The organism is Streptococcus sp. 10824, from assembly GCF_013276595.1.
GTDB lineage: Bacteria > Bacillota > Bacilli > Lactobacillales > Streptococcaceae > Streptococcus > Streptococcus pseudopneumoniae.
In genome coordinates, this window is sequence record NZ_VMLH01000109.1 from 1 (window position 1) to 11,401 (window position 11,401).

Annotated in this window: 12 protein-coding genes; all 12 read left to right on the forward strand. The window is 40.9% G+C overall.

Translation table 11 applies throughout. From position 1 onward, the window contains the following. The first annotated feature begins 113 nt into the window (after nucleotides 1–113). The 12 genes from trpX to HT701_RS09655 all read left to right on the forward strand — a co-directional run bounded on the left by trpX (nucleotide 114) and on the right by HT701_RS09655 (nucleotide 10,551). Nucleotides 114–1,118: a tryptophan ABC transporter substrate-binding protein gene (gene trpX / locus HT701_RS09600; protein ID WP_172931465.1), complete on the forward strand. Its 1,005-nt coding sequence runs from the start codon at nucleotides 114–116 to the stop codon at nucleotides 1,116–1,118. A 68-nt stretch (nucleotides 1,119–1,186) separates the two neighbouring features. Continuing rightward, nucleotides 1,187–2,053: an ABC transporter permease gene (locus tag HT701_RS09605; RefSeq protein WP_172931466.1), complete on the forward strand. Its 867-nt coding sequence runs from the start codon at nucleotides 1,187–1,189 to the stop codon at nucleotides 2,051–2,053. Next, a complete protein-coding gene (locus tag HT701_RS09610; protein WP_020901797.1) occupies nucleotides 2,050–2,808 on the forward strand; it encodes an ABC transporter ATP-binding protein in 759 nt (252 codons plus the stop codon). The genes HT701_RS09605 and HT701_RS09610 overlap by 4 nt, the downstream gene beginning before the upstream one ends. Before the next feature lie 89 nt (nucleotides 2,809–2,897). Next, complete coding sequence (dnaG, locus tag HT701_RS09615; RefSeq protein ID WP_172931467.1) at nucleotides 2,898–4,658, forward strand: DNA primase; 1,761 nt, start codon at nucleotides 2,898–2,900, stop codon at nucleotides 4,656–4,658. A 2-nt stretch (nucleotides 4,659–4,660) separates the two neighbouring features. Next, nucleotides 4,661–5,770 carry an RNA polymerase sigma factor RpoD gene (gene rpoD / locus HT701_RS09620; RefSeq protein ID WP_000201907.1) on the forward strand — a complete coding sequence of 370 codons (1,110 nt, stop codon included), beginning with the start codon at nucleotides 4,661–4,663 and terminating at the stop codon, nucleotides 5,768–5,770. Nucleotides 5,771–5,783: 13 nt separating this feature from the next. Further along, complete coding sequence (locus HT701_RS09625; protein ID WP_000331925.1) at nucleotides 5,784–6,113, forward strand: metal-sulfur cluster assembly factor; 330 nt, start codon at nucleotides 5,784–5,786, stop codon at nucleotides 6,111–6,113. A gap of 115 nt (nucleotides 6,114–6,228) precedes the next feature. Further along, nucleotides 6,229–7,272, forward strand: coding sequence for an alpha-galactosylglucosyldiacylglycerol synthase (cpoA, locus tag HT701_RS09630; RefSeq protein WP_166727866.1), 1,044 nt, complete (start codon nucleotides 6,229–6,231; stop codon nucleotides 7,270–7,272). A gap of 15 nt (nucleotides 7,273–7,287) precedes the next feature. Beyond that, a complete protein-coding gene (locus HT701_RS09635) occupies nucleotides 7,288–8,610 on the forward strand; it encodes a glycosyltransferase family 4 protein (RefSeq protein WP_172931468.1) in 1,323 nt (440 codons plus the stop codon). Between the two features lie 29 nt (nucleotides 8,611–8,639). After that, nucleotides 8,640–8,816, forward strand: coding sequence for a PspC domain-containing protein (locus HT701_RS09640; protein WP_119947565.1), 177 nt, complete (start codon nucleotides 8,640–8,642; stop codon nucleotides 8,814–8,816). 58 nt (nucleotides 8,817–8,874) lie between these two features. Further along, entirely contained in the window at nucleotides 8,875–9,009 is a 135-nt protein-coding gene (locus HT701_RS09645; RefSeq protein WP_000863859.1) for a DUF4044 domain-containing protein, read from the forward strand. Nucleotides 9,010–9,072: 63 nt separating this feature from the next. Further along, nucleotides 9,073–10,383 (forward strand): GTPase ObgE, encoded by a 1,311-nt coding sequence (gene obgE, locus HT701_RS09650; protein WP_172931469.1) that lies wholly within the window; start codon nucleotides 9,073–9,075, stop codon nucleotides 10,381–10,383. Nucleotides 10,384–10,392: 9 nt separating this feature from the next. Beyond that, nucleotides 10,393–10,551, forward strand: a complete 159-nt coding sequence (locus tag HT701_RS09655) for a hypothetical protein (protein WP_007284777.1) — start codon at nucleotides 10,393–10,395, stop codon at nucleotides 10,549–10,551. Nucleotides 10,552–11,401 lie beyond the last annotated feature (850 nt).

Consider the following 11,401-nt stretch of genomic DNA (forward strand, 5'->3'; position numbering starts at 1 on the left):
GACGAAGTCAGTAACCATAGCTACGGCAAGGTGAAGCTGACGTGGTTTGAAGAGATTTTCGAAGAGTATTAGATAAGTGAAGTATTTTAAAGGAATTAAAAAGGAGAAATAGAATGAAAAATAAACGTTTAATTGGAATTATCGCTGCATTAGCAGTCTTAGTAGCAGGAAGCTTGATTTACTCTTCAATGAATAAATCAGAAGCTCAGAATAATAAGGATGAGAAGAAAATAGCCAAGATTGGTGTGCTTCAATTTGTGAGCCATCCATCCCTTGATTTGATTTATAAAGGGATTCAAGACGGACTTGCAGAAGAAGGATATAAAGATGATCAAGTTAAAATCGATTTTATGAACTCAGAAGGTGACCAAAGTAAGGTTGCGACAATGAGTAAACAATTGGTTGCAAATGGCAATGACCTTGTGGTTGGTATCGCAACACCAGCTGCTCAAGGTTTGTCTAGTGCAACAAAAGACCTACCAGTTATCATGGCCGCTATTACAGACCCAATTGGTGCTAACTTGGTCAAAGATTTGAAAAAACCAGGTGGCAACATTACAGGGGTATCTGACCACAATCCAGCTCAACAACAAGTTGAACTCATCAAGGCTCTGACACCGAATGTGAAAACAATCGGAGCTCTTTACTCAAGTAGCGAAGACAATTCAAAAACACAGGTCGAAGAATTTAAGGCTTATGCTGAAAAAGCAGGTCTGACAGTGGAAACATTTGCAGTTCCTTCAACAAATGAAATTGCCTCAACTGTCACTGTTATGACTAGCAAGGTAGATGCTATTTGGGTTCCAATTGATAACACCATTGCATCAGGATTTCCAACGGTTGTCTCTAGCAATCAAAGTTCTAAGAAACCAATTTATCCAAGTGCGACAGCTATGGTAGAAGTAGGTGGTTTGGCATCAGTTGTAGTTGACCAACATGACCTTGGTGTGGCAACTGGAAAAATGATTGCGCAAGTCTTGAAAGGTGCAAAACCAGCCGATACCCCAGTCAATGTCTTTTCAACTGGTAAGTCAGTCATCAATAAAAAAATAGCACAAGAACTAGGTGTTACGATTCCTGAGTCTGTTCTCAAAGAAGCAGGACAAGTCATCGAATAAATAAGGTAGGGAGGAGGAGACTCTTCCCATTTTTTAAAAAGATGAATATAGAAAGGATTAAATAAAATATGATTGTTTCCATTATTTCTCAAGGATTTGTCTGGGCTATTCTAGGTCTGGGAATCTTTATGACATTTAGGATTTTGAACTTTCCAGATATGACGACAGAAGGTTCCTTCCCTCTTGGGGGAGCTGTTGCTGTCACTCTGATAACCAAAGGCGTGAACCCTTTTTTAGCGACACTGCTTGCTGTAGGAGCAGGTTGTTTAGCTGGAATGGTAGCAGGACTTCTTTATACAAAAGGGAAGATTCCAACCTTGCTCTCAGGGATTTTGGTGATGACTTCCTGTTACTCTATCATGCTCTTGATTATGGGACGTGCAAATTTAGGCTTGCTTGGAACCAAGCAAATTCAGGATGCCTTGCCTTTTGATTCAGACTTGAATCAACTTTTGACAGGTCTTATCTTTGTGAGTCTTGTCATTGCTCTCATGCTCTTTTTCTTGGACACCAAACTCGGACAAGCCTATATTGCTACAGGTGACAATCCTGATATGGCTAGAAGTTTCGGGATTCATACTGGGCGCATGGAGCTGATGGGCTTGGTCTTATCAAATGGTGTGATTGCCCTTGCAGGTGCCCTCATTGCCCAGCAAGAAGGTTATGCTGATGTATCTCGAGGAATTGGTGTCATCGTTGTGGGGCTTGCAAGTTTGATTATTGGAGAAGTTATTTTCAAGAGTTTGAACTTGGCAGAGCGTTTGGTTACTATCGTTGTCGGTTCTATCGCCTATCAATTCTTAGTATGGGCAGTTATCGCGCTTGGCTTTAATACAAGTTACCTTCGTTTGTATAGCGCCGTGATTTTGGCAGTCTGCCTCATGATTCCAACATTTAAGCAAACAATCTTGAAAGGAGCCAAATTAAGCAAATGACAGCAATTGTAGAATTAAAAAATGCAACCAAAGTCGTTAAAAATGGCTTTGATGAAGAAAAGATTATTTTAAATGATGTTTCCTTAGAAATTTTTGAACAGGATTTCATCACGATTTTAGGTGGAAATGGTGCTGGGAAATCAACTCTCTTTAACACTATTGCAGGAACCTTATCACTAACCAGTGGAACTATCCGTATTTTGGGTGAAGATGTTACCAAGTTTTCACCAGAGAAGCGGGCTAAGTATCTGTCTCGAGTCTTCCAAGATCCCAAGATGGGGACAGCTCCTCGTATGACAGTAGCTGAAAATCTTTTGATTGCCAAGTTTCGTGGTGAAAAACGTGGACTGTTTCCGAGACGTCTTGCTAGCTATAAGGATGAGTTTCAGGCAACTATTGAAAAAGTAGGAAATGGTCTTGAGAAACACTTGAATACACCGATTGAGTTCTTATCAGGTGGGCAAAGACAGGCCTTGAGTCTCTTGATGGCAACCTTGAAGCGACCTGAATTACTCTTGTTAGACGAGCATACTGCAGCCCTTGATCCAAAGACAAGTGTCGCCTTGATGGAATTGACGGATGAATTTGTCAAGAAAGACCAGCTGACAGCCCTTATGATTACCCACCATATGGAAGATGCTTTAAAATATGGTAATCGTCTGATTGTCATGAAAGAAGGACGGATTATCCAAGATTTGAACCAAGAAGAAAAAGCAAAAATGAAAATCTCTGATTATTATCAGCTCTTTGAATAAAGTAAGGAAAATGAGTGAAATGGTTTACTTTTTTTCTGAAATAAAGTATACTATATAAAGTAAACTATGATAACATGGAGGTATTGTGTATGGTTGACAAACAAGTCATTGAAGAAATCAAAAACAATGCCAACATTGTGGAAGTCATAGGAGATGTGATTTCTTTACAAAAGGCAGGACGGAACTATCTAGGGCTCTGTCCTTTTCATGGTGAAAAAACACCTTCTTTCAACGTTGTAGAGGATAAGCAGTTTTACCACTGTTTTGGTTGTGGCCGATCTGGTGATGTCTTTAAGTTCATAGAGGAGTACCAAGGGGTTCCCTTTATAGAGGCTGTCCAAATCTTAGGTCAGCGTGTCGGTATAGAGGTGGAAAAACCGCTTTATAGTGAGCAGAGGCCAGCCTCGCCTCACCAAGCTCTTTATGATATGCACGAAGATGCTGCCAAATTTTATCATGCTATTCTCATGACAACGACCATGGGCGAAGAGGCCAGAAACTACCTTTATCAGCGTGGTTTGACAGATGAAGTGCTCAAGCATTTTCGGATTGGTTTAGCACCTCCAGAACGAAAATATCTGTATCAACGTTTGTCTGGTCAATATCGTGAAGAGGATTTTTTGGATTCGGGACTGTTTTATCTATCGGATGCTAATCAATTTGTAGATACCTTTCACAATCGGATTATGTTTCCCCTGACAAATGATCAGGGAAAGGTTATTGCCTTCTCAGGTCGTATCTGGCAGAAAACGGATTCACAAACTTCTAAGTATAAAAATAGCCGTTCGACTGCAATTTTTAACAAAAGTTACGAATTATATCATATGGATAGGGCAAAAAAATCTTCTGGTAAAGCCAGTGAGATTTACCTGATGGAAGGGTTCATGGATGTCATCGCAGCCTATCGGGCTGGAATCGAAAACGCTGTGGCGTCCATGGGAACAGCCTTGAGTCGTGAGCATGTTGAGCATCTGAAAAGGTTAACCAAGAAGTTGGTTCTTGTTTACGATGGCGATAAGGCTGGGCAAGCCGCGACTTTGAAAGCGCTGGACGAAATTGGTGATATACCTGTTCAAATCGTCAGCATGCCTGATAACTTGGATCCAGATGAGTATCTACAAAAAAATGGACCAGAAGACTTGGCCTATCTATTAACAAAAACTCGTATTAGTCCGATTGAGTTTTACATTCACCAGTACAAGCCTGAAAACAGTGAAAATCTGCAGGCCCAGATTGAGTTTATTGAAAAAATAGCTCCCTTGATTGTTCAAGAAAAGTCTATCACTGCTCAAAACAGCTATATTCATATTTTAGCTGACAGTCTGGCATCCTTTGATTATGCCCAGATTGAGCAGATTGTTAATGAAAGCCGTCAGGCACAAAGGCAGAATCGCATGGAAGGGGTTTCCAGACCGACGCAAATCACTATGCCTGTCACCAAGCAGTTATCGGCTATTATGAGGGCAGAAGCTCATCTACTTTATCGAATGATGGACTCCCCTCTTGTTTTAAACGATTACCGTTTGCGAGAAGACTTTTCATTTAACACACCTGAATTTCAGGTCTTATATGACTTGCTTGGCCAGTATGGCAATCTTCCTCCAGAAGTTCTAGCAGAACAGACAGAGGAAGTTGAAAGAGCTTGGTACCAAGTCTTAGCTCAGGATTTGCCTGCTGAGATGTCACCGCAGGAACTTAGTGAAGTAGAAATGACTCGAAACAAGGCTCTCTTGAATCAGGACAATATGAGAATCAAAAAGAAGGTGCAGGAAGCTAGCCATGTAGGAGATACCGACACAGCCTTAGAAGAATTGGAACGTTTAATTTCCCAAAAGAGAAGAATGGAGTAATAATGGCAACAAAACAAAAAGAAGTAACAACATTTGACGTACAAGTAGCAGAATTTATCCGTAATCATAAGCAAAAAGGGACAGCAACAGATGATGAAATCAATGCTAGTCTTGTCGTTCCTTTTACCTTGGACGCTGATGGGATTGAAGATCTCTTGCAACGGATTCAAGATGCAGGAATTTCTATCACAGATAACGAAGGAAATCCAAGTGCGCGTGTTCTTAGCACTGAAGAAGAGCCAGAACTCAGCGATGAGGACTTGATTGGTTCAACTTCGGCTAAGGTTAATGACCCTGTCCGTATGTACTTGAAAGAAATCGGGGTCGTTCCTCTCTTGACCAATGAAGAGGAAAAAGAATTGGCACTAGCTGTTGAAGCTGGTGATATTGAAGCCAAACAACGTCTTGCGGAAGCCAACCTTCGTTTGGTTGTTTCTATTGCCAAACGCTATGTCGGCCGTGGTATGCAGTTCCTTGACTTGATTCAAGAAGGAAATATGGGCTTGATGAAGGCGGTTGACAAGTTTGACTATTCTAAAGGATTCAAGTTCTCAACTTACGCAACTTGGTGGATTCGTCAAGCAATCACTCGTGCTATTGCGGATCAAGCTCGTACTATTCGTATCCCAGTTCACATGGTTGAAACGATTAACAAGCTTGTTCGTGAACAGCGTAATCTCCTTCAAGAATTGGGACAGGATCCAACGCCAGAACAAATCGCTGAACGTATGGATATGACACCTGATAAGGTTCGTGAAATCTTGAAGATTGCCCAAGAACCGGTATCCCTTGAAACACCGATCGGTGAAGAGGATGATAGCCACCTTGGGGATTTTATCGAAGATGAAGTGATTGAAAATCCAGTGGACTATACAACTCGTATCGTCTTGCGTGAGCAGTTGGATGAGGTCTTGGATACTCTTACAGACCGTGAAGAAAATGTTCTGCGTCTACGTTTTGGACTAGATGATGGAAAAATGCGCACCCTTGAAGATGTGGGTAAAGTCTTTAATGTCACTCGTGAGCGTATCCGTCAGATTGAAGCCAAGGCTTTGAGAAAACTACGCCAACCAAGTCGTAGCAAACCGCTTCGTGATTTTATTGAAGACTAAGAGTGAGGAAAATATGGCTTATACAGAAGAGCAAATTGAAAATATCAAAACACGAATTTTATCAGCCTTGGAAGAAGTTATCGACCCTGAGTTGGGAATCGATATTGTCAATCTTGGTTTGATTTATGAGATTCGTTTTGACGGCGACACAGGGCAAACAGAGATTGATATGACTTTGACAACTATGGGATGTCCTCTAGCAGACCTTTTGACGGATCAGATTTATGATGCCATGACAGAGGTTCCAGAAGTAACGGATACTGAGGTCAAATTAGTCTGGTATCCGGCCTGGACAGTTGAAAAAATGAGTCGCTATGCACGCATTGCCCTAGGCATTAAGTGAACATATAAAAGCATGTGAGAGACCGTTGGAAAAGTGAGGAAATTTCCCCCTCTTTTCCTCTAGTCTCTCCTTTCTTTTGCTGATTTTATTCAAAGAAAATGATATAATAGTAGTTATGGAAAAAAAGAAATTACGCATCAATATGTTGAGTTCAAGTGAGAAAGTAGCAGGACAAGGAGTTTCAGGTGCTTACCGTGAATTAGTTCGTCTTCTTCACCGAGATGCAAAGGACCAATTGATTGTTACAGAAAATCTTCCAATAGAGGCAGATGTGACTCACTTTCATACAATTGATTTCCCCTATTATTTATCAACATTCCAAAAGAAACGCTCAGGGAGAAAGATTGGCTATGTGCATTTCTTGCCTGATACACTTGAGGGAAGTTTGAAAATTCCATTTTTCTTAAAGGGAATTGTGAAACGCTATGTATTTTCTTTTTACAACCGGATGGAGCACTTGGTGGTGGTCAATCCGATGTTTATCGAGGATTTGGTGGCAGCTGGTATTCCACGTGAAAAAGTGACTTATATTCCTAACTTTGTAAACAAGGAAAAATGGCATCCACTTCCACAAGAAGAGGTAGTCAGACTGCGAACAGAGCTAGGTCTTAGTGACAATCAGTTTATCGTAGTAGGTGCTGGTCAAGTTCAGAAACGCAAAGGGATTGATGATTTTATCCGTCTGGCTGAGGAATTGCCACAGATTACCTTTATCTGGGCTGGCGGTTTCTCTTTTGGTGGCATGACAGATGGTTATGAACGCTACAAGAAAATCATGGAAAATCCACCTGAAAATTTGATGTTTCCAGGCATTGTATCGCCAGAGCGGATGCGCGAATTGTATGCTCTAGCGGATCTTTTCTTGTTGCCTAGTTACAATGAGCTCTTTCCTATGACTATTTTAGAAGCTGCGAGTTGTGAGGCTCCTATTATGTTGCGTGATTTAGATCTCTATAAGGTGATTTTGGAGGGAAATTATCGGGCGACAGCGGGTAGAGAAGAGATGAAAGAGGCTATTTTGGAATATCAAGCAAATCCTGCTGCCTTAAAAGATCTCAAAGAAAAGGCTAAGAATATTTCCAGAGAGTATTCTGAAGAGCATCTGTTACAAATCTGGTTGAACTTTTATGAGAAACAAGCCGCTTTAGGGAGAAAGTAAAAAGTGAGGTAATCTATGCGAATTGGTTTATTTACAGATACCTATTTTCCTCAGGTTTCTGGTGTTGCGACCAGTATTCGAACCTTGAAAACAGAACTTGAAAAGCAGGGACATGCTGTTTTTATCTTTACGACGACAGATAAGGATGTCAATCGCTACGAAGATTGGCAAATTATCCGCATCCCAAGTGTTCCCTTCTTTGCTTTTAAGGACCGCCGCTTTGCCTATCGAGGTTTTAGCAAGGCACTGGAAATTGCCAAACAGTACCAGTTAGATATTATCCATACCCAGACAGAATTTTCTCTTGGCTTGTTGGGGATTTGGATTGCGCGTGAATTGAAGATTCCAGTTATCCATACCTATCATACCCAGTACGAAGACTATGTGCATTATATTGCTAAGGGAATGCTGATTCGTCCGAGTATGGTCAAGTATCTGGTCAGAGGTTTCCTTCATGACGTGGATGGGGTTATTTGCCCGAGTGAGATTGTTCGTGATTTACTATCTGACTATAAGGTCAAGGTTGAAAAACGGGTCATTCCAACTGGGATTGAATTAGCCAAGTTTGAACGTCCAGAAATCAAGCAAGAAAATTTGAAAGAACTGCGTAGTAAACTAGGGATTCAAGATGATGAAAAGATGTTGCTGAGTCTTTCGAGAATTTCCTATGAAAAAAATATTCAAGCAGTTTTAGCAGCCTTTGCAGAAGTTCTGAAAGAAGACAAGGTTAAACTGGTGGTAGCTGGGGATGGTCCTTATCTGGATGATCTCAAAGAGCAAGCTCAGAAACTAGAGATTCAAGACTCTGTTGTCTTTACAGGGATGATTGCTCCTAGTGAGACGGCTCTTTATTATAAGGCGGCAGATTTCTTCATCTCGGCATCGACAAGTGAAACGCAGGGTTTGACCTACTTGGAAAGCTTAGCTAGTGGAACGCCTGTTATTGCTCACGGAAATCCGTATCTGGACAATCTTATTAGTGATAAAATGTTTGGTACCTTGTATTACGGCGAGTATGATTTGGCTGGAGCCATTTTAGAAGCCCTGATTGCAACGCCAGATATGAATGAGCATACCTTATCAGAAAAATTGTATGAGATTTCAGCTGAGAATTTTGGAAAACGGGTGCATGAATTTTATCTTGATGCTATTATTTCAAATAATTTCCAGAAAGATTTAGCCAAAGATGATACGGTCAGTCAGCGTATCTTTAAGACAGTTTTGTATCTTCCACAACAGGTGGTTGCTGTACCCGTAAAAGGCTCTAGACGCATGCTGAAGGCTTCAAAAACACAGTTAATCAGCATCAGAGATTATTGGAAAGACCATGAAGAATAGAAAGAGGAATAGCTATGAAAAAACAATTGATGAGAAGTGGTCGTGATCAAAAAATTGCTGGAGTATGTGCTGGGGTCGCAAATTATTTTGATATTGATCCAACTATCGTTCGCGTAATATGGGGTGTTCTTGCTTGCTGTTACGGAGCGGGAATTGTAGCTTATATCATTTTATGGATTATTGCACCAGTAGCAAGTGACTATTGAAAACTAGCTCAATTCATGCTAAGATAATAGAAAATAGAATGTAACGAAGGAGATAAAAATGGCATTTGGAGATAATGGAAATCGTAAAAAAACTATGTTTGAGAAAATAACCTTGTTTATCGTGATTATCATGCTAGTAGCAAGTTTATTGGGAATTTTCGCAACTGCAATTGGTGCCCTCAGTAATCTATAAAATAGATTCAAGAAAATTTAGTGACTGGGATTTCCCAGCCCTTTTTTAAAGTGAGAAGAAAAAATGAGTATGTTTTTAGATACAGCCAAGATTAAGGTCAAGGCTGGTAATGGTGGTGATGGCATGGTTGCCTTTCGCCGTGAAAAATATGTCCCTAATGGCGGTCCTTGGGGTGGTGACGGTGGTCGTGGAGGCAATGTCGTCTTCGTTGTAGACGAAGGACTACGTACCTTGATGGATTTCCGTTATAACCGTCATTTCAAGGCTGATTCTGGTGAAAAAGGAATGACTAAAGGGATGCATGGTCGTGGTGCAGAGGACCTCAGAGTTCGAGTGCCGCAAGGTACGACTGTCCGTGATGCAGAGACTGGCAAAGTTTTAACAGATTTGATTGAACATGGGCAAGAATTTATTGTAGCCCACGGTGGTCGTGGTGGACGTGGAAACATCCGCTTTGCGACACCAAAAAATCCTGCACCGGAAATCTCTGAAAATGGAGAACCAGGTCAGGAACGTGAGTTACAATTGGAACTAAAAATCTTGGCAGATGTCGGTTTAGTAGGTTTCCCATCTGTAGGGAAATCAACTCTTTTAAGTGTTATCACATCTGCTAAACCAAAAATCGGCGCCTACCACTTTACGACCATTGTGCCAAATCTAGGTATGGTTCGCACCCAATCAGGTGAATCCTTTGCAGTAGCTGATTTACCAGGTTTGATTGAAGGCGCTAGTCAAGGTGTTGGTTTGGGAACTCAGTTCCTCCGTCACATTGAGCGTACACGTGTTATCCTTCACATCATTGATATGTCAGCTAGCGAAGGTCGTGATCCTTATGAGGACTACCTAGCAATCAATAAAGAGTTGGAGTCATACAATCTTCGCCTCATGGAGCGTCCGCAGATTATTGTAGCCAATAAGATGGATATGCCTGAGAGTCAGGAAAATCTTGAAGAATTCAAGAAAAAATTGGCTGAAAACCACGATGAATTTGAAGAGTTACCAGCTATCTTCCCAATTTCTGGATTGACCAAGCAAGGTCTGGCAACACTTTTAGATGCTACAGCTGAATTGTTAGACAAGACACCAGAATTCTTGCTTTACGACGAGTCCGATATGGAAGAAGAAGCTTACTATGGATTTGACGAGGAAGAGAAAGCCTTTGAAATTAGCCGTGATGACGATGCGACATGGGTACTTTCCGGTGAAAAACTGATGAAACTCTTTAATATGACCAACTTTGATCGTGACGAATCAGTCATGAAATTTGCCCGTCAATTACGTGGTATGGGGGTTGATGAAGCCCTTCGTGCGCGTGGTGCTAAGGATGGGGATTTGGTCCGCATTGGTAAATTTGAATTTGAATTTGTAGACTAGGAGACTAGTATGGGAGATAAACCGATATCTTTCCGAGATGCGGATGGCAATTTTGTTTCCGCCGCAGATGTTTGGAATGAAAAGAAATTGGAAGAACTATTTAATCGTCTCAATCCAAATCGTGCTCTGAGATTGGCACGAACTAAAAAAGACAATCCATCTCAGTAAAGAAGCTAAAAAATCCCGTGCCTCATCAGACACGGGATTTTGTGGTACAACGGGCATGTATAGCAAACTGAATCTGGAATAGCACAGGATATCTTCTAAAATATTGTTATCAATTGATTTGAATTTTAAAATTAAATTGTTTGATTCTTATTTCACTTTGTTATAGTATATCTGATGTCAAAGTTCTCGGCGAGTCAAATAGCGATTCCCAAGCCTGACTATCGTGAGGTAGCGGGTTAAAACGGTCTGGGGATAGACCGTTTTAAGTCTGTCGCTGGAAATAAGAATCGTCAGAGGAAGGGATAGCGAAATCGTGGCTCTACGAACAGGAACGTGATAGTAAGGTGTATATAGTGGATAAGGGGGCTCAGAACTCTAAATTCCAAAAAGGTAGTACATAAAGCACGAGAGTAATTGAATTCGTACTAAGATTTCCTATTTTCACTGTAACCTTTTAACGTCCTCATATCTTGTATAAACGAGGATAGATGTACGACTTATCCCGTGAGGTCTATCACTATAAAGAGAAAACGACAGATAGAAGTGATCCTGAGTCACGGTTATCTTTAAAATAGATTGTCTGATAGGATGCTAGCCTGAAAACGTCTTGTTCATGAAATATAGGACGGTATGTATAAAACGCTTCTGTGAACTGAGAGAAGGGGGAGAAGTTCTTTCTAAAGTTTAGTTGAACAGCCGTATTCCGATACTTAGATAAGGGAGCTAGTCTTAGCTCCTACTCGATTTCAGGGGACAAAAAAGGGGTAATAGCGCTTCGAGAAAGATTATACTCAAAATCTCTTCAAACCACGTCAGCGTCGCCTTGCCGTATATATATGTTACTGACTTC

Bases quoted from the DNA above. Each gene is read 5' to 3' on its own strand.
- trpX (WP_172931465.1), top strand. From the start codon at position 114: ATGAAAAATAAACGTTTAATTGGAATTATCGCTGCATTAGCAGTCTTA.
- HT701_RS09605 (WP_172931466.1), top strand. From the start codon at position 1,187: ATGATTGTTTCCATTATTTCTCAAGGATTTGTCTGGGCTATTCTAGGT.
- HT701_RS09610 (WP_020901797.1), top strand. From the start codon at position 2,050: ATGACAGCAATTGTAGAATTAAAAAATGCAACCAAAGTCGTTAAAAAT.
- dnaG (WP_172931467.1), top strand. From the start codon at position 2,898: ATGGTTGACAAACAAGTCATTGAAGAAATCAAAAACAATGCCAACATT.
- rpoD (WP_000201907.1), top strand. From the start codon at position 4,661: ATGGCAACAAAACAAAAAGAAGTAACAACATTTGACGTACAAGTAGCA.
- HT701_RS09625 (WP_000331925.1), top strand. From the start codon at position 5,784: ATGGCTTATACAGAAGAGCAAATTGAAAATATCAAAACACGAATTTTA.
- cpoA (WP_166727866.1), top strand. From the start codon at position 6,229: ATGGAAAAAAAGAAATTACGCATCAATATGTTGAGTTCAAGTGAGAAA.
- HT701_RS09635 (WP_172931468.1), top strand. From the start codon at position 7,288: ATGCGAATTGGTTTATTTACAGATACCTATTTTCCTCAGGTTTCTGGT.
- HT701_RS09640 (WP_119947565.1), top strand. From the start codon at position 8,640: ATGAGAAGTGGTCGTGATCAAAAAATTGCTGGAGTATGTGCTGGGGTC.
- HT701_RS09645 (WP_000863859.1), top strand. From the start codon at position 8,875: ATGGCATTTGGAGATAATGGAAATCGTAAAAAAACTATGTTTGAGAAA.
- obgE (WP_172931469.1), top strand. From the start codon at position 9,073: ATGAGTATGTTTTTAGATACAGCCAAGATTAAGGTCAAGGCTGGTAAT.
- HT701_RS09655 (WP_007284777.1), top strand. From the start codon at position 10,393: ATGGGAGATAAACCGATATCTTTCCGAGATGCGGATGGCAATTTTGTT.